Origin of the sequence: Pontibacter sp. MBLB2868, from assembly GCF_051904785.1 — a bacterium.
Classification (GTDB): Bacteria; Bacteroidota; Bacteroidia; order Cytophagales; family Hymenobacteraceae; genus Pontibacter.
In genome coordinates, this window is sequence record NZ_CP196710.1 from 460,279 (window position 1) to 477,386 (window position 17,108).

At 44.2% G+C, this 17,108-nt stretch carries 18 protein-coding genes; 17 read left to right on the top strand and 1 reads right to left on the bottom strand.

Annotated elements, in window-relative coordinates; all coding sequences use genetic code 11:
• Positions 1–24 precede the first annotated feature (24 nt).
• Positions 25–630, bottom strand: coding sequence for a TetR/AcrR family transcriptional regulator (locus tag ACSX1A_RS01985; protein ID WP_439881934.1), 606 nt, complete (start codon positions 628–630; stop codon positions 25–27).
• 357 nt (positions 631–987) lie between these two features.
• On the opposite strand from ACSX1A_RS01985, the gene ACSX1A_RS01990 reads away from it, so the two are divergent.
• From ACSX1A_RS01990 to mraY, 17 genes are all read left to right on the top strand, one after another.
• Positions 988–1,797 carry an enoyl-CoA hydratase/isomerase family protein gene (locus ACSX1A_RS01990; protein ID WP_439881935.1) on the top strand — a complete coding sequence of 270 codons (810 nt, stop codon included), beginning with the start codon at positions 988–990 and terminating at the stop codon, positions 1,795–1,797.
• 44 nt (positions 1,798–1,841) lie between these two features.
• A complete protein-coding gene (locus ACSX1A_RS01995) occupies positions 1,842–2,339 on the top strand; it encodes a fatty acid hydroxylase (RefSeq protein ID WP_439881936.1) in 498 nt (165 codons plus the stop codon).
• Positions 2,320–3,195, top strand: a complete 876-nt coding sequence (locus tag ACSX1A_RS02000) for a MerR family transcriptional regulator (protein ID WP_439881937.1) — start codon at positions 2,320–2,322, stop codon at positions 3,193–3,195. The genes ACSX1A_RS01995 and ACSX1A_RS02000 overlap by 20 nt, the downstream gene beginning before the upstream one ends.
• 226 nt (positions 3,196–3,421) lie before the next feature.
• The gene (locus ACSX1A_RS02005) at positions 3,422–3,937 is read left to right on the top strand and encodes an RNA polymerase sigma factor (RefSeq protein ID WP_439881938.1); all 516 of its coding nucleotides are present in this window, start codon (positions 3,422–3,424) and stop codon (positions 3,935–3,937) included.
• Between the two features lie 23 nt (positions 3,938–3,960).
• Positions 3,961–5,457, top strand: a complete 1,497-nt coding sequence (locus tag ACSX1A_RS02010; protein WP_439881939.1) for a phytoene desaturase family protein — start codon at positions 3,961–3,963, stop codon at positions 5,455–5,457.
• Between the two features lie 23 nt (positions 5,458–5,480).
• The gene (locus tag ACSX1A_RS02015; protein WP_439881940.1) at positions 5,481–6,314 is read left to right on the top strand and encodes a phytoene/squalene synthase family protein; all 834 of its coding nucleotides are present in this window, start codon (positions 5,481–5,483) and stop codon (positions 6,312–6,314) included.
• Positions 6,314–6,847 (top strand): hypothetical protein, encoded by a 534-nt coding sequence (locus ACSX1A_RS02020; protein WP_439881941.1) that lies wholly within the window; start codon positions 6,314–6,316, stop codon positions 6,845–6,847. The genes ACSX1A_RS02015 and ACSX1A_RS02020 overlap by 1 nt, the downstream gene beginning before the upstream one ends.
• Before the next feature lie 90 nt (positions 6,848–6,937).
• On the top strand, positions 6,938–7,636 hold the full coding sequence (locus ACSX1A_RS02025; protein WP_439881942.1) for a lycopene cyclase domain-containing protein: 699 nt from the start codon (positions 6,938–6,940) through the stop codon (positions 7,634–7,636).
• 5 nt (positions 7,637–7,641) lie between these two features.
• Positions 7,642–8,493, top strand: coding sequence for a 4-hydroxy-3-methylbut-2-enyl diphosphate reductase (locus ACSX1A_RS02030; protein WP_439881943.1), 852 nt, complete (start codon positions 7,642–7,644; stop codon positions 8,491–8,493).
• A gap of 75 nt (positions 8,494–8,568) precedes the next feature.
• Positions 8,569–9,261 carry a fatty acid desaturase gene (locus ACSX1A_RS02035; RefSeq protein WP_439881944.1) on the top strand — a complete coding sequence of 231 codons (693 nt, stop codon included), beginning with the start codon at positions 8,569–8,571 and terminating at the stop codon, positions 9,259–9,261.
• A gap of 201 nt (positions 9,262–9,462) precedes the next feature.
• The gene (locus ACSX1A_RS02040) at positions 9,463–10,029 is read left to right on the top strand and encodes a hypothetical protein (RefSeq protein WP_439881945.1); all 567 of its coding nucleotides are present in this window, start codon (positions 9,463–9,465) and stop codon (positions 10,027–10,029) included.
• A 410-nt stretch (positions 10,030–10,439) separates the two neighbouring features.
• A complete protein-coding gene (gene mraZ / locus ACSX1A_RS02045) occupies positions 10,440–10,907 on the top strand; it encodes a division/cell wall cluster transcriptional repressor MraZ (RefSeq protein WP_439881946.1) in 468 nt (155 codons plus the stop codon).
• Positions 10,907–11,821 (top strand): 16S rRNA (cytosine(1402)-N(4))-methyltransferase RsmH, encoded by a 915-nt coding sequence (gene rsmH / locus ACSX1A_RS02050; RefSeq protein WP_439881947.1) that lies wholly within the window; start codon positions 10,907–10,909, stop codon positions 11,819–11,821. Before mraZ ends, rsmH begins: the two co-directional genes overlap by 1 nt.
• A 56-nt stretch (positions 11,822–11,877) precedes the next feature.
• Positions 11,878–12,291 carry an FtsL-like putative cell division protein gene (locus ACSX1A_RS02055; RefSeq protein ID WP_439881948.1) on the top strand — a complete coding sequence of 138 codons (414 nt, stop codon included), beginning with the start codon at positions 11,878–11,880 and terminating at the stop codon, positions 12,289–12,291.
• Entirely contained in the window at positions 12,281–14,380 is a 2,100-nt protein-coding gene (locus ACSX1A_RS02060; RefSeq protein ID WP_439881949.1) for a penicillin-binding protein, read from the top strand. Before ACSX1A_RS02055 ends, ACSX1A_RS02060 begins: the two co-directional genes overlap by 11 nt.
• Positions 14,380–15,843: a UDP-N-acetylmuramoyl-L-alanyl-D-glutamate--2,6-diaminopimelate ligase gene (locus ACSX1A_RS02065; protein ID WP_439881950.1), complete on the top strand. Its 1,464-nt coding sequence runs from the start codon at positions 14,380–14,382 to the stop codon at positions 15,841–15,843. Before ACSX1A_RS02060 ends, ACSX1A_RS02065 begins: the two co-directional genes overlap by 1 nt.
• A 43-nt stretch (positions 15,844–15,886) precedes the next feature.
• Positions 15,887–17,107 (top strand): phospho-N-acetylmuramoyl-pentapeptide-transferase, encoded by a 1,221-nt coding sequence (mraY, locus tag ACSX1A_RS02070; RefSeq protein WP_439881951.1) that lies wholly within the window; start codon positions 15,887–15,889, stop codon positions 17,105–17,107.
• The last annotated feature ends 1 nt before the right edge of the window (position 17,108 follow it).

Here is a 17,108-nt window from a genome sequence, read left to right on the forward strand (position 1 = left end):
GGCAGGTTAGGTTAGTTAGTTGTATTAAGGTGTGTTCGGTAATGTAAATTCTTGTGTGCTGGTGAGTCCGTTCAGCAGCATGGCCGACAGGTTTTCAGCAATCTCATCAGGTGTCATCTTGCCTTCGGGTTTATACCAGGTATGAATCCAGTTTAAGCCCGAAAGTATGGTTAGCACTGCAAATTTCTCGTCGGGCAAAGTAAACTCGCCGTTAGCGATCCCAGACCGGATTATTTCCCGGAACCGAGCTTCGTACTTGTCACGCATAGCCAGGTAAGTGCCCAGAAAAGGTTCGCTTAAGTGGCGCCACTCATGCAGAAATACTGCCGATGCCGCTGTATTCTTCGTTAATACTTGCACGTGGGCTGCTATGGCAGCTTTCAAACGCTCAGTTGCTGTTGCCTCAGCACTCTCTGCAGTATCCAGGGCTTCAAAAAACTCTTGAGCCATTCTGAAACACACCCGCTGCAAAATCTCTTCCTTCGATTTGATATGCGAGTAGATACTGGCAGCTTCTATCCCCAGGGCATTGGCCAGGTCACGCATCGAAGTAGCCGAAAATCCCTTTGTTTTAAAAAGGGCTGTAGCTGTTTTCTCGATTTGTTCTTTTCTGCTCACTGTTATCTCCATGTTAAGTTAACAAATTTAAGCAACCTAACGTTCGTTAGCAAATTTATTTATATAACGCATGCTTCAAACAAAAGTTAAGTCTGGTTGTAACTCTTTCAATGCTTCTGACTAATGTTTTCTTCGGGTTAAAAGCAGTAGTATAAAAGGTGTAATCCAGCAGGAGAATGATGCTTTATTAGTCGAAGACCAGTGAATAATAAAGTATACTTAATTGGCAAAAGCAGTAAAGATGGTTTAGGTAGTGATACGCCCCGGGCATTGCTAAAATATTTTTTTGCTGAGCAATGCATGGTGAGTTCCGTATATTTGGAACATGAGAAGCATGTTGAATTGAAATCGTTTAATCAGAAAAATACTATGACAGCTATACCCAATTCTGCTGAAAAACAAACCAAAGATTTTGTTAAGTATCAGGTAACCGAGCGTGTAGGGTACATTACATTAGCCAGGGCTGAAAAAAGAAATGCTCTTAACTTCGAGGTGGTATCTGAGCTGAAGCGAGCTTTTGCTTTTGCCGAGGAAGATGATGCCTGTAAGGTGATCGTGTTGCGTGCGGAAGGTAAGGTTTTTTGTGCAGGCGCCGACCTGGAGTATATCCAGCGCCTGCAGGAGAATGATTACCACGAGAATCTGCTTGACTCTACGCACCTGATGGAGTTGTTTAGGATGATCTATACGTTGAAAAAAGTAGTGATCGCGCAGATTCACGGTCACGCAATAGCAGGAGGTTGTGGCCTGGCTGCCATCTGCGACTTCGGATTTACGGTGCCAGAGGCCAAATTTGGTTATACAGAGGTTAAGATAGGTTTCATTCCTGCAATTGTAAAAGTATTCCTGCTGCGCAAAATAGGCGAGTCAAGAGCTAAGCAGTTGCTGCTTACCGGCGATCTGATAACTGCTGAAGAGGCAGAAAAGTATGGCTTGGTAAACTATGTAGTACCTGCAGATGAACTGGAGAAGCGTGTGTTTGCCTTTGCCCAAAAGTTGTGCAACGAAAACTCTAAGCAGTCGATGGAAGTGACGAAGGAAATGATTGCCAGGGTGCAGGGCATGGGACTGGAGGAAGGCCTGCAATATGCTGCTGAGATGAATGCTGTTGCCCGTGGTAGTGAAGACTGCCAACGTGGAATAGCTTCCTTCTTAAATAAGGAACAGATTAAATGGTAAAATTTTGTTTAAAGCTTAAAACTATTTATTAAACTGCTTGTTCAATGGGTATGCTATCGGGAATAGGAATCATGCTATTGACTTTTGTGGCAATGGAAGGAGTAGCTTGGTTTATGCACAAGTACGTGTTGCATGGGTTTTTGTGGGTACTCCATAAGTCACACCATACAAATCATAAACACGCTTTTGAGCTAAATGACTTGTTTTTTGCCTACTATGGAACACTGGCGATGCTCTTTTTTATCTTCGGCAGCGACCCCATTGACTATAGGTTTTGGATAGGTGCCGGCATTACATTATATGGTGTGGCCTATTTTGTGATCCATGATGTTTTCATACATCGGCGCATCAGGTTTTTTGGTAAATCGTCTAACGTTTATCTTAAAGCATTAAACATTGCACATAAGGTTCATCATAAAACCCAGGGGAAATATGGCTCTGAATCCTTTGGTATGCTTTGGGTTGCTCCAAGGTATTTTAAGACGGCATATAATATTTTAAGGAAAAAAGAAGAAGGGAAACGTGGCTCAGTATACTATTAAAGAACTCGAACAATTATCAGGCATTAAGGCGCATACCATCCGTGTCTGGGAGCAACGATACAGTATACTATCCCCGAAAAGAACAGAAACCAACATTCGTTTCTATGATGATGCTGACCTGAAGTCAATCCTTAATATTTCGTTGCTGAACGAGCAAGGCTATAAGATATCGAAGATAGCCAAAATGCCCCCTGAGCAGATATTGCAGAAAGTGCAGCAACTCTGTGAGGATTCGTGTCACGGCTCTCACCACATCAACACTTTGGTGCAGGCGATGATAGACATGGATGAAGATATGTTTGACAAAGCTTTATCTACAGCTACCCTCCAGATCGGCTTCAAAGAAACAATGGACAGTGTTATCTATCCATTTCTTAATAAGATAGGGGTGCTTTGGCAGACTGGTAATATTACCCCGGCACACGAGCATTTTGTGAGCAACCTGATCAGGCAAAAACTAATAGTTGCCATAGACGGCCAGGTTGTCCGGAAGCAGGAGGGAGCACCAACGTACCTATTATATCTACCCGAGGGAGAGCTGCATGAGCTGGCGCTCCTCTATATGAATTATACTTTAAGAGCGAATAACAAGCATGTTGTTTATTTGGGGCAAAATCTCCCTTTTAAAGATCTTGAGCTAACTTATAACCAGTTTAAGGCAGACTTCATCTGTACTGTATTAACTTCTAACCCAGAAAGGCATCAGTTGCAGGAATACATCAATCATCTTTCTGCCAGTTTTCCCAAAGCTACTGTTGTCCTCTATGGCTATCAGGTGCAAAGTAATCCCGTGGTGTTTCCTGATAATGTGAAGCGCGTAGATAAGATTGGTGAGGTTGTCCTTCTAAATAAATAATAGATATAACTTAAATCCAAGGCCCCTGCGGCTGTCGTTTATATGGCAGCCGCAGGGGCTGTTTTTGTTACATGCCGTTTGCCGTTAAAATATGTACATACACGCGTTTATTCTTGCTGTTTGTCTAAAACTGTTTAATAAATATCAATAAATTCTAGACAAAACAAGCTATAAATAAATTATAGTCGTATATTTGTTTAGAGTTTACACTAAAACACTAAACAAAATGACTGCTCTGGAATTCAATAACTTGGTACAGAACGTAGCCCAGTCCCTGAGGCCGGTAGCTATGAACCTAACCCGCGATGCGGATGATGCCAAAGACCTTGTTCAGGAAACAATGTTGAAGGCTTTAACAAACCGCGACAAATTTAAATCAGGTACTAACCTGAAGGCATGGCTCTACACGATCATGCGTAATACATTTATTAATAATTACAATAAGATCACCAAGCGTAGTAGCAACATCGACAGTTCTGAGTATCTCCAGTACCTGAACACGGATGAAAATTACGTTACTCAAAACAAAGGCACGGCTACTTTCGTCATGAACGATATTAATAAAGCTATTGCCAATTTAAACGAGGAGCACCGTACCCCTTTCATGATGTACTACCTGGGGTATAAGTACCTTGAGATTGCTGAAAAACTCAAAATTCCTATCGGAACAGTAAAAAACCGAATCCATATTGCCCGTAAAGAGCTGAAAAGCGTGTTAAAAGTATACAGGCAAGACGTATAACATCAAAACCCTTATCTGTCTTTATGGCGCAAACAAAAGTGATCGTGATCGGCTCCGGATTTTCCGGATTATCGGCAGCTACCAGTCTGGCCGATAAAGGATACGACGTGGTTGTACTCGAGAAGAACAGTACGCCCGGCGGACGAGCCAGAAGTTTTTCGGATCAGGGTTTTACGTTTGATATGGGCCCCAGCTGGTACTGGATGCCGGATGTTTTTGAATCATACTTTAACCGGTTTGGGAAAAGCGCCGCAGACTATTACGATCTAAAGCGTCTGGATCCGTCTTATACTGTTGTATTTGGGCAGGATGACTTTATGCAAGTACCTGCCTCCCTGGATGAGTTGCGCTCACTTTTTGAGCGTTTGGAAAGTGGTAGTGGCAGCAAGTTGGACAAGTTTCTGGAGCAGGCAGCCTATAAGTATGATGTAGGCATCAATCAACTTGTCTATAAGCCTGGACTTTCATTAACAGAATTTATGAGCCTGGGCCTGCTGCGCGATGTGCTTCGCATGGATGTGTTTCAGTCCTTCCACAAGCATATCAGGCGATTCTTTTCGAATGAAAAGATAATTAAGCTTATGGAATTCCCTATTCTTTTCCTGGGGGCGCTACCTGAGAATACCCCAGCCCTATATAGCCTCATGAACTATGCTGATATCAAATTAGGTACCTGGTACCCAATGGGAGGCATGTATAAAATTGTGGAGGGGATGGTGAAGCTGGCTGAAGAAAAGGGGGTGAAGTTTATTTTTGATCAGGATGTGCAACGGATAGAGGTGAAAAATGGCATAGCTTCTCAGGTGCTGACTGCTACGGATATCTTTGAAGCCGATGTTGTGGTGGCAAGCGCTGACTACCATCATGTAGAAAAAGAACTACTGCCTGGTGCTAGCCAAAGCTATTCTGATACTTACTGGGAAAAACGGGTGATGGCCCCATCGTCGCTCTTGTTCTACCTGGGGGTTAACAAGCGCCTAAACAACCTGCAGCACCACAACCTGTTTTTTGATGAAGATTTCGGGCCTCATGCTCATGAAATATACACAGATCCTAAATGGCCAGGCAAACCTTTGTTTTACGTTTCTGCGCCGTCAGTTACGGACACTTCCGTTGCGCCGGCGGGCTGTGAAAACCTGTTTTTGCTAATGCCTGTGGCACCAGGCCTGCAGGATACTCCTGAAATACGTGAGAAATATTTTGATATCATCCTGGAAAGGCTGGAGCGACTTACAGGTCAGAATATACGTAATTCAATAGTATACAAGCGCAGTTATGCGCATCGTGATTTTATAAATGATTACAATGCCTTTAAAGGCAATGCTTACGGATTGGCCAATACCCTGATGCAGACAGCCCTGCTAAAGCCAAGCCTTAAAAGTAAGAAAGTAAAGAACCTATATTATACCGGGCAGTTAACAGTTCCCGGGCCAGGCGTGCCACCATCACTAATTTCAGGCCAGGTGGTGGCAAAGGAGATAGAGAAGGAGTACGCAGTGCCGGTTGCAGTAAAAGTATAACATACCAATACCACCCAAAGCGCATGGAGCTATTTAAAAACACTTGCCTGCAATGCAGCAAAATCATTACTGAGGCCTACAGCACCTCCTTTACCCTGGGCATTAAAACGCTGGATAAAAAGCTGCATGCCCCCATCTATGCCATCTATGGCTTTGTTCGCTGTGCCGACGAGATTGTGGATACCTTCCATGAGTTTAACAAACGTAAGTTGCTCCAGGATTTCAAAAAGCAAACTTTTGAGGCTATCGAGACAGGTATCAGCCTGAACCCTGTGTTGCACGCTTTTCAGTGTGTGGTCAAAGAATATAGCATCAACCATGATTACATCGAAGCCTTTCTTAAAAGTATGGAAATGGACCTTGATGATCATCAATACGACCATAATCTATACGAAGAGTATATTTACGGCTCTGCAGAAGTAGTAGGATTGATGTGCCTGAAAGTATTTTGCAATGGAAACGAAGAGCAGTTTGAGCGCCTGAAGAAGCCTGCGTGCAGCCTTGGTGCTGCGTTTCAGAAGGTAAATTTTCTGCGCGACATGAAGAGCGATTATAAAGAACGGGGACGGGTATACTTTCCTAAAGTAGAATACCAGAAATTCAACAATGCCAGCAAAGCCGAAATAGAGGCCGATATCCTGAAAGACTTTAATGATGCTTACGTGGGCATTATGGCCTTGCCCCGTTCAGCACGCATGGGGGTTTACCTGGCTTATGTTTATTATCTCAAACTTTTCCGAAAGATACAGAGGGTGTCTGCAACCCACATCCTTAAAGAGCGCGTAAGAGTACCTGACAATACGAAGCTGGCATTGCTGCTAAGCTCCTACCTCAAGTACAGACTTAATGCAATCTAATGATCAAACCCTTTTTACTACTATTTCTGACATTTACTTGTAACGTGGTTCTGGCAGATACAAATAGCCGTTACAAACTCACAGATCTTAGGAAAGAATACCTGGAAGCAAGTAAAAATGAAAAGGCCGGTGGGCGGTTTTATGATAAAATGAGTGCTTATCATCAAAAAGACCCCATAATTCTGGCCTATAAAGCAGCATCTGAGGCAGTAATGGCAAAATATGTCTGGAACCCTTATACAAAGCTGAAGCACCTGAAAGCGGCGGCAAGCTTTTTTGAAGATGCTGTTAAACTGGATAAGTATGCGCCGGAGGTTCGGTTTTTACGTTTTACAGTAGAATTTTATGTACCGCGCTATCTGAATCTGAGTGAGCACCTGGAGGAAGATAAAAAGGTAGTTATACTTGGTTTAAAACAGCACCCTGAGTCTGGAATGACAACGGAGCTGGCGCGTGCCATCCGTGAATTTATGCTGTCTAAAGATCACTGCACACAAAGGGAGAAAAAGCAACTGGAGGAGATTCGGATCTGAGTTTAACCGGAGTGCATAAAGGTATAGAACAGGGCGAACTGCGTGTGCGCCGGTTAGTAACTTCTTATTTTAACTGTCATCCTTGATCAAATGCACATTTACCTGTACCTGAACATTTTTACTATTCTTTTTCCATTGCTACTTTCTTTTGATAAGAAAGTAGCCTTTTACAGGAATTGGCCTGCTTTGTGGCCTGCTATACTTGTAAACGCTGCTATATTTATTGTTTGGGATGTGCTCTTTACCAAAGCAGGTGTCTGGGGCTTTAATGAGGCTTACCTTACTGGTATTTATTTCTTTAACCTGCCCCTGGAAGAAATCCTGTTTTTTATTACAGTGCCCTATGCCTGTGTTTTTATCTATGATGTACTGATCGCTTATGTTCAAAAGGACATTCTTCAGCCTTATGCAAAAATTATAGCTTTTGTATTGCTACTGGTTCTGCCACTGATCGCTATTTTCAACATAGGGCAGCTTTATACCTCCATTACATTTATTCTCCTGGCCATAGTACATCTGGTGCACCTGCGATATTTTAACACACACTATTTGGGCCGGTTTTACATGGCTTACCTGGTACACCTGGTTCCTTTCCTTCTGATTAATGGTGTATTGACATATTTGCCGGTTGTGTGGTACAATGACAATTATAACCTCGGATTACGTATAATATCCATACCTGTGGAGGATACCATGTACTCCATGTTAATGTTGCTCATCACCATTTCTGTGTACGAAGGGTTGCGACAACGAAAGACAGTTAAACAAAGTGAAGCTTTAGTTGTATAGAAAGTATGGCAAGTTTAAGCGTAACCATAGACCCAAATTCCGGCTTCTGCTTTGGTGTAGTATATGCTATCCAGATGGCTGAAGACTTGCTGGCAGAGCAAGGTTATCTGTACTGTCTGGGTGATATCGTACACAACGATGAAGAGGTTGAGCGACTTCAGAAGCGTGGTTTACGCATTATCAACCATCAGCAGCTGCGCGAGCTTCGAGATGAGGCAGTGCTGATACGTGCACACGGCGAACCTCCTGAGACCTACCAAACTGCGCTGCACAACAACCTTACACTCGTAGATGCTTCCTGCCCTGTTGTGTTAAAGCTGCAGAACCGTATTAAATCATCTTACGACAAAGATGATAAGATCTTTATCTATGGCAAACACGGGCACGCAGAAGTGCTCGGGCTGCTAGGCCAGACAAATAACCAGGCCGTTGTATTCGAAAGCATGGAAGAGTTGTTGCAGCATGAGTTGCCGAATAACATCACGCTTTACAGCCAGACGACCAAAAGCACTGATAGCTTTTATCGAATAAAAGGGGCTTTGGAGGAGCGTGGCTTTGAAGTGAATGCAAATGATACGATCTGCAGGCAGGTGTCAAACCGAGACAAAGAATTGCGTAAATTTGCTTCTCAATATGCAAAGGTCGTTTTTGTGTCCGGCACTAAATCATCTAATGGTAAAGTGCTGTACCAGGTGTGCAAAGACACAAACCCTGACACACATTTTATCTCTAAAGTAGAAGAGTTGCTGCCGGAGTGGTTTAAGCCAGGTGATTCTGTTGGTATTTGTGGGGCTACTTCTACGCCTATGTGGCTTATGGAGGAGGTCAGGGACTATCTGTTACACGTGGAAGTATAAACCTGGCATGCTGTGCAACAGGTAAGTATGAAGCGGATTTTTGTTTCGGATAGTGTTCCAGAGTTATAAAACCGGATGGCAATAGCAAGAAAAGCAGATTATAGGGGTGTTGTAGTAGCTAGCCTGATAGGAGCAGCCTGGATGGGGTTGCTGGTGTATTTACTTGCTTTTTACACAGTTGATTTTAACTCTCCGCTAACATACCTGTTAGCTTTACTACAGATGCACCTGTATACCGGTTTGTTTATTACGGCCCATGATGCCATGCATGGCGTTGTTGCCCCCGGTAAGCCAGCTCTGAATAGGGCTGTCGGTACGATTGCAGCTTTTCTTTTTGCTTATAACTGGTACCCCCGTTTGCTGCCTAAGCACCACGAGCATCACCGGTTTGTGGCTACGGAGCATGATCCGGATTACCACCATGGCTCCTTCTGGCCCTGGTATTTCAGCTTTCTGAAAAACTACATTACCTGGTGGCAGATATTGCTAATGGCTGTTACTTACAATGTGTTGCAGCTGTTTTTTCCGCTGGAGAATGTGGTATTATTCTGGATGCTGCCTGCTATACTTGCAACCTTCCAGTTGTTCTACTTCGGAACTTACCTGCCACACCGCGGAGAGCATGCGCCTGATAACCCACATAAGTCTACCTCCCAAAGCAAAAATCATTTGTGGGCTTTCTTAAGCTGCTATTTCTTTGGGTATCATTACGAGCATCATGATAAGCCTTACCTACCTTGGTGGCAGCTGTATAAGACCAAAGCATAAGTGCAGGGTGTTACCGGTTATTCAGCCATGAATGAAGGGGGTTGGTGTTGCTTTGAAATATACATTTTTAAGTGATGTGATTTTTAGATTGTGTAATGTAACAATTTGAGGTGTTGTAAGTATAGGGAGGAGATACTTCGCACTCCGAACACTAATAAATCTGAAAAACAGCGTATAGCTTTACACCCTTATAACCTAACTATGAAGTTACCTTTCCGCATTCTGTTCCTTTTTATAATTCTATTTTTGGCAAATACTTCCAGGGCTTCGGCGCAAAGAGATCCGACCATGCTGAAAGCCGGGGTTAGCTTTGTGTGGCTTTCAGACTATGATAGCCAGGGGTTGATGTTTAGTAACAAACTCAGCCACTATTTCACAAAGAACATCACTGTCGGTATGAATGTGGGCTTACTTTCAGCCTTTCGATACGATGACATCAAGGAGATCTATTCTATACAAAACACTTTCCTGATGGCCACGCTTGAGGGGAGTGTAGACATGATCAACAATGAGTCAGTTATTTTTAGGGTCGGCGGGGGGCCTGGTATCCGATACCGGGCAGAAATTAATTCCGATGCAGAGGATGTAGGTACTGTTGACGGATCTGTGGTGCATGTGAAAAGTACGGATATAGGGTTTGACGGATACCTCGAAAATGATTTTAATATTCTGCGTAACGGGGTGGCCGGCGGTAGGATAGACTATTTCTACTACACGAGTGGTACACCCGTCCTGGCACTCGGATTTCACATCGGGTTTAAGTTTTAATAAGATCCAAAAGTACTAGTATAAAGGGGAGCCCGTGTAGGCTCCCCTTTTTTGTTTTCCTCCATTTCATAGGTAACTCCTCCCACTTTGCCCCACATCCTCCACTTTGACCCACTTTACCTGTGGGAAACTATATAAAATACTATATATGCTATATGTCGATGGTTAAAATGTTGATAATCAGTTTGTTTAACTTTGTGAAGCTCGTATTTTAGTTAAAAGCATGATGCATTGCAAAAAAACTTATACCCAAAATATAGCGTTTATGATGTGGATAATGTGGATAAGTGGGGTGGATAACCATAATTTATCCACAAAGTGGTAAAAAGTGGTAGATAGTGGTTGTGAGAAATCGTTGAATCGCTACATTTGTAAAGTCCGAATACCATACGGACTAAACTGTTATTGTTATGAACTTCCTCTCTGGCGAATATGAGTGCAAGATTGACCCAAAGGGAAGGTTGGTTTTACCTGCAAAGATAAAAACCAATCTGCCGGAGGCATCTGGTAATCATGTTGTGCTGATGCGGGGCTTTGAGCCTTGCCTGGTATTGTACCCGAAGGCAGAGTGGAAGGTGATTTATGATAAGGTAGCAGGCTTAAATGAGTTTAATGAAGAGTACAGGCATTTTCAGCGTAACTTCTTTCGTGGCAACACAGAGATAGAACTGGATGGCGCTGGACGCTTTATAGTGCCAAAAACAATGGCACGCTTTGCTTCTCTAGAGAAAGAGGCTATTGTGGTAGGATTGGGTAATCGGGTAGAGATATGGAACCCTGATCAGTATGAAGAATTCCTGATCAAGGACCAGCAGAATTTCTCTCAGCTTGCCCAGAAGTTCTTAGGAGATAAACCGGCAGAAGAGCCTTTGATCTAATGGAGTACCATCGCCCAGTATTATTTGAGGAGTCAGTAGATGCTTTGGCAATTAAACCAGATGGTGTTTACGTGGACGTAACGTTTGGTGGTGGCGGGCATTCCTCCTCCATCGTGAGCAGGCTTACAACCGGTAAGCTGTATGGTTTTGACCAGGATAAAGATGCGGAAGAGCAGTCGAAGAAAATAGCTAGCCCTAATTTTCAATTTGTGCGAGCTAATTTCAGAGACCTCAAAAAGTACCTGCGACTGTATCGAGTGAAGGAGGTAGATGGGATACTGGCTGACCTGGGAGTTTCGTCGCATCAGTTTGATGTTCCGGAAAGAGGCTTCTCTACTCGTTTTGAAGGTCCTCTGGATATGCGAATGAACGCCGAGGCTGGTATGACAGCAGAGGAAGTGTTAGAAACATATTCTGAAGAACAGCTGCACCGCATGTTCGGGATTTACGGGGAGGTAAAAAATGCCAGAACCCTTGCCAGAACGATCGTGGAGAAGAGAGCACGGGGCGCATTTCAGTCAATAGGTGATTTTAAGAAAGCCATAAGCTCGTGCACACCGAAGGGGAAAGAGAATAAGTATCTGGCGCAGGTGTTTCAGGCACTCCGTATTGAAGTGAACGATGAGATGAAGGCCCTGGAGGAGATGTTGGAGCAGGCGGCAGAAGTACTTAAGCCCGGAGGCAGGTTGGTTGTAATATCCTATCATTCACTGGAAGACAGGCTGGTAAAGAACTTTATTGCGAAGGGTAAGTTCTTTGGCGAGGTGGAAAAGGATCTGTTTGGGAATGAGATCAAGCCACTGGATGCTGTAACAAGAAAACCGATTGTACCATCAGAGCAGGAACTGCTCGAAAACAGTCGCTCCAGAAGCGCAAAACTCAGAATAGCGGAGAAAAGAAAATTAGATGATTGATTAATTGAGCTAGTGAATAGCTTTTAAAATAACTGAATAATATGGCTTCTAACGTTATGATTAAGCAAGCAGGCACGCCAAGATCAAACTCGGTGCGCATGAAGCCAGAACAGAAGTCAGAGAAACCGAAGCGTAAAGGCTTCAGCCTTTTTAAGTTTTTAGATAAGTATGCCAACGTTGATGCGTTGTTTGAGGAGGGGGTGCCGCTAAAGTACCTGCCCTACATACTTTACCTGACACTTATCACCCTCTTTTACATCGGTAATACCCACTTTGCCGAGAAAACCATCCGTAGAATTGATAAGATTAAAATAGAGACAGAAGATCTGCGTGCGGACTATACCACGCTGAAATCTGACTATATGGAGGCTAGCAAGCAATCGGAGGTCGCGCGAAATGTGGCGCCGCTGGGTCTTATTGAAAGTTCATCACCCCCTTACCAGGTAATAGTTCCGGCTGATGAATATTAAGAAATCCATAGTGATCCGGGTGCGGATAGCCTTTTTGGCTGTCTGCCTTTTTGCATGTGCTATTGTGTATAAAGTAGTATACATACAGTTCATGGACGGAGCCCGCTGGAAAAAAATCTCTAAGGAGCGCCGGATCCGTTACCAGCCTGTGTATGCTACCCGCGGAAACATTTATTCTGATAACGGGAGCATCCTGGCAACTTCACTGCCATTTTACCGTGTAGCTTTCGACCCAACGGTTTCTGACGCGGCCTTATTCAACTCCGGCGTTGATTCGCTGGCATTGTTGCTCTCCCGGTTTTACCAGGATAAGAGTGAGGATTACTACAAGCGTAAGATCAAGAACGCCCGTCATTCCGGGAAAAGATACATCCGCCTGAACAGTGGACAGATCAATTACCAGGAAAAGAAAATGATGGCAAAATGGCCTATTTTCAGGGCTGGTAAGAACAAAGGCGGGGTAATATTCGAGAAAGTAGAGAAACGCTTCAAGCCTTTCGGGCTGCTGGCAGAGCGTACCATTGGCTTTATAAACGAAGATAAAAACGGAGCCGGTCTGGAATTCAGTTTTAACAGTGATCTGGCAGGTACTGACGGGGAGGCACTTTTTGAACGTATTGCAGGAGGCAACAAGCCTATTTATGATGGAACAGAGGTAAAGCCTCAGCATGGATATGACATACAAACGACCATTGATATAAACCTGCAGGACGTTGCTGAAAATGCCCTTTACAAAGCTCTTGAAAAAACCGATGCCGAATATGGGTGCGTAATACTGATGGAGGTAAAGACGGGTGAGATAAAGGCTTTGGCTAACTTAGGGAAGACAAAAGGGGGGTATATCGAAGATTATAACTATGCTGTTGGTAACCAGGGACGTACAGAACCAGGGTCTACTTTTAAGTTGGCTTCGATGATGGCTCTGTTTGAGCATAACCCTGAGGTGAGCCTGACAGACACCATCGATACTGGTGATGGTACTTACCGGATCAAGAACACTACCATGTCTGATTCCAAACATGGCGGTTATGGGAAACTGGCAGTGCATCAGATCTTTGAAAAGTCTTCTAATATTGGAGTCGCCAAGCTCATGGAGCAGTACTTCAGCGATCACCAGACAGCTTATGTGGATTATCTGAATAAGTTTGGTTTAAATACTACACTTGGTTTCCAGATGGAAGGTGAAGCCCGGCCATACATGAAGAGCCCACAGGATAAAAACTGGTATGGTACAACTTTAACGTCCATGGCCATCGGGTATGAAATGAAGATCTCACCACTCCAGACGCTGGCTTTTTACAATGCTGTAGCTAACAACGGAGTAAAGGTTCAGCCTATCATTGTTAAAGAGATACGTAAAGCAGATAAAGTGATACAGTCTTTTCAGACGCGTGTGCTTAATGAAAAGATATGTTCTGATGAGACCCTGAAAAAACTGAGGATCATGCTGGAAGGGGTTGTGGAAAATGGTACAGCAAAGAACATTCATAGCAATGACTATAAAGTAGCCGGTAAAACAGGTACGGCGCGCAAAGTGAAAGACGGGCATTATGTGAGGGAATATTCTACTTCATTTGCAGGTTTTTTCCCGGCAGATAATCCAAAGTATAGCTGTATCGTGATCATTGATAGTCCGCAGGGAGTGAATGTGTACGGTGGCGACGTAGCTGCACCGGTTTTCAAAGAACTGGCCGATAAAGCTTATGCCCGTGACCTGGCGATGCATAAACCGTTGCGCGCACGAGTAGCACCTAACAAAGACAGTATGCCGGGTGTCGCGGCTGGCAACCAGGAGGACTTGGCGTACATCTGCAACATGATCGGGGTCAGCAACCATCCGAATGGTAGTGATGAGGAATGGGTGAAAGTGGAGCAGAAACGACGCTCACTAGAGTTTAAGCCAAATCCGGTTTTAAATCAAAAAGTGCCTGATGTAACAGGTATGACGCTACGCGATGCCCTGTTTATACTGGGTAATCAGCACATTAAAGTTCATGTACAGGGGGCCGGCAAGCGAGTGCAGAAGCAGTCGTTGGTACCGGGTACTGATATAGTTAAAAACACAAAAATAACGATTGTATTAAGCTAATGGCTTTGCTGCAAAATATATTACAAGGTGTAGAGGTACTTGGGATAAAGGGCGACGGGAACGTGGCCATTGATGCCATTACTTTTGACTCCCGACAAGTGCGTGAGGGCGTAGCTTTTGTGGCAGTACGGGGCGTGCAGACGGATGGGCATGATTTTATTGCTAAAGCAGAAGAAGCAAAAGCGGCGGCAATTATATGTGAGCAGCTGCCGGAAACGCTGCAGCCAACTATAACTTATGTGCAGGTGCCTGATTCAGGAGATGCGTTGGGCAAAATGGCTTCTGCTTTTTATGGGCATCCATCACAAAAGCTGCACCTGGTAGGAGTAACAGGCACAAACGGAAAAACAACTTCTGTTACCTTGCTGCACAAGCTTTTTCGTGAGCTGGGCTACCATGTGGGCATGCTCTCAACAGTACAGAACCAGATTGACGAAGAGATCATACCATCTACCCACACGACGCCTGATGCAGTAAAGCTGAATGAGCTGCTGGCACAAATGGTGAAAGCGGGTTGCACTTACTGCTTTATGGAGGTGAGTTCGCATGCCATGGTGCAGAAGCGAGTAGCTGGTCTGCAGTTTAGCGGAGGACTGTTTACAAACATTACCCATGACCACCTGGACTACCACCAGACGTTTGATGAGTACATCAAAGCAAAGAAGCTTTTCTTTGACGGAATGCCAAAAGGAGCTTTCGCTTTGATAAACGCTGATGATAAGCGTGGTCCTGTTATGGTGCAGAATACCAAGGCCGACGTGCATTACTTTGCATTGCGTAAAGCCGTGGAGTTTAAGGCACGCATCATTGACAATACCATTCAGGGCCTTCACATGGAAGTGGACGGACATGAGATATGGTGCAAACTCATCGGAGCCTTCAATGCTTATAATCTGCTGGGCGCATATGCCGTTGCTGTTTTATTAGACGAGGACCCGGTTGAAACCCTAACCGTACTTTCCAACCTGAGTTCTGCGGCCGGGCGTTTCGATTACATCGTATCTGATTCACAGATAACAGGTATCGTGGATTATGCACACACACCGGATGCACTTGAAAATGTACTAAGCACTATACAGCAGATCCGTATCCCGACTCAAAAAGTAATAACCCTGGTTGGTTGTGGAGGAAATAGAGACGCTGCAAAGCGCCCGCTGATGGCAGACATTGCCTGCCGCTACAGCGACAAAGTTATTCTTACTTCAGATAACCCTCGTTTCGAAGAACCGCAGGCTATTTTAGAAGATATGCAGAAAGGTGTAAAACCTCTTGACTTCAAAAAAACTTTGTCGGTACTGGATAGAAAGGAAGCCATAAAAACAGCCTGCATGCTAGCCGAACCCAATGATATTATCCTGGTGGCAGGAAAAGGCCATGAGACGTATCAGGAAATCAAAGGCGTTAAGTATGGCTTTGATGACAAGCAGGTGCTTCAGGAGATGTTTAAACAACTAGGCAAGTAATTTATATTAAACCATAAGCCAAAGGAACCCGAACAACAAGTAAATGTTATATCACCTTTTTACATACCTCGACCGCGAATACGATTTTATCGGAGCGGGTGTATTTCAATACATCTCCTTCAGGGCAGGTATGGCAACACTTGTATCGCTGTTAATAGCGATGATATTTGGAGGCAGGCTCATCAAGTTGCTGCAGCGCAAGCAGGTTGGCGAAAGTATTCGTGACCTGGGGCTTGACGGCCAGCTTGAGAAGAAAGGAACTCCAACCATGGGTGGCCTGATCATTATTCTGGCAATCCTGGTGCCAACGCTTTTGTTTGCCCGCCTGGATAATATTTACATTATCCTGATGCTGGTATCAACCGTATGGCTTGGTTTGATTGGCTTCCTGGATGATTACATAAAAGTATTTAAGAAAAATAAAGAAGGGTTGGCTGGCCGCTTTAAGATTCTGGGGCAAATTGGCCTGGGACTAATTGTTGGCCTGACGCTATACTTCAACGATGATGTGGTTGTGCGTCAATACCTTTTTTCTGACGGTACTACTTCAGCGGTGAACGCTTCCAGCAAATGGATGGATGTGCACAGTATGATCACTACCATCCCTTTCCGGAAAAATAACGAACTGGACTATTGCAATCTGTTTTCTTTTGCCGGGCCGTTGTTCCAGGGCTGGTCTTGTTATTTGTACATACCATTTGTGATCCTGGTGATTACAGCGGTGTCAAATGGAGCGAACATAACAGATGGTATCGACGGATTAGCAGCAGGTACGTCAGCAATTATTGGCATGACACTGGCATTTTTTGCCTACCTGTCCGGTAACACCATTTTTGCGGATTACCTGGATATTATGTTTATCCCTAACTCAGGTGAGCTTGCCATTTTCTGTCTGGCTTTTGTGGGGGCTTGTGTCGGTTTCTTGTGGTACAACACGTACCCCGCGCAAGTATTTATGGGCGATACAGGTAGCTTGTCCATCGGTGGTATCATAGCTGTACTGGCACTGATTGTTCGGAAAGAACTTTTGATCCCGATATTATGTGGCATTTTCCTGATAGAGAACCTGTCCGTGATGCTGCAGGTCAGTTATTTTAAGTATACCAAGAAGAAGTATGGGGAGGGGCGAAGGATCTTTAAGATGTCGCCGTTGCATCACCATTATCAGAAATTGGGTTACCATGAGTCCAAGATTGTGGGGAGGTTCTGGATTGTAGGAATCATGCTGGCTATTTTAACATTGGCAACTTTAAAATTACGCTGAT

Bases quoted from the DNA above. Each gene is read 5' to 3' on its own strand.
- ACSX1A_RS02015 (WP_439881940.1), top strand. From the start codon at position 5,481: ATGGAGCTATTTAAAAACACTTGCCTGCAATGCAGCAAAATCATTACT.
- ACSX1A_RS01995 (WP_439881936.1), top strand. From the start codon at position 1,842: ATGGGTATGCTATCGGGAATAGGAATCATGCTATTGACTTTTGTGGCA.
- ACSX1A_RS02065 (WP_439881950.1), top strand. From the start codon at position 14,380: ATGGCTTTGCTGCAAAATATATTACAAGGTGTAGAGGTACTTGGGATA.
- ACSX1A_RS02025 (WP_439881942.1), top strand. From the start codon at position 6,938: ATGCACATTTACCTGTACCTGAACATTTTTACTATTCTTTTTCCATTG.
- ACSX1A_RS02040 (WP_439881945.1), top strand. From the start codon at position 9,463: ATGAAGTTACCTTTCCGCATTCTGTTCCTTTTTATAATTCTATTTTTG.
- ACSX1A_RS02055 (WP_439881948.1), top strand. From the start codon at position 11,878: ATGATTAAGCAAGCAGGCACGCCAAGATCAAACTCGGTGCGCATGAAG.
- ACSX1A_RS02035 (WP_439881944.1), top strand. From the start codon at position 8,569: ATGGCAATAGCAAGAAAAGCAGATTATAGGGGTGTTGTAGTAGCTAGC.
- ACSX1A_RS02010 (WP_439881939.1), top strand. From the start codon at position 3,961: ATGGCGCAAACAAAAGTGATCGTGATCGGCTCCGGATTTTCCGGATTA.
- ACSX1A_RS02020 (WP_439881941.1), top strand. From the start codon at position 6,314: ATGATCAAACCCTTTTTACTACTATTTCTGACATTTACTTGTAACGTG.
- rsmH (WP_439881947.1), top strand. From the start codon at position 10,907: ATGGAGTACCATCGCCCAGTATTATTTGAGGAGTCAGTAGATGCTTTG.
- ACSX1A_RS02030 (WP_439881943.1), top strand. From the start codon at position 7,642: ATGGCAAGTTTAAGCGTAACCATAGACCCAAATTCCGGCTTCTGCTTT.
- mraY (WP_439881951.1), top strand. From the start codon at position 15,887: ATGTTATATCACCTTTTTACATACCTCGACCGCGAATACGATTTTATC.
- ACSX1A_RS02005 (WP_439881938.1), top strand. From the start codon at position 3,422: ATGACTGCTCTGGAATTCAATAACTTGGTACAGAACGTAGCCCAGTCC.
- ACSX1A_RS02060 (WP_439881949.1), top strand. From the start codon at position 12,281: ATGAATATTAAGAAATCCATAGTGATCCGGGTGCGGATAGCCTTTTTG.
- ACSX1A_RS01985 (WP_439881934.1), bottom strand. From the start codon at position 630: ATGGAGATAACAGTGAGCAGAAAAGAACAAATCGAGAAAACAGCTACA.
- ACSX1A_RS01990 (WP_439881935.1), top strand. From the start codon at position 988: ATGACAGCTATACCCAATTCTGCTGAAAAACAAACCAAAGATTTTGTT.
- mraZ (WP_439881946.1), top strand. From the start codon at position 10,440: ATGAACTTCCTCTCTGGCGAATATGAGTGCAAGATTGACCCAAAGGGA.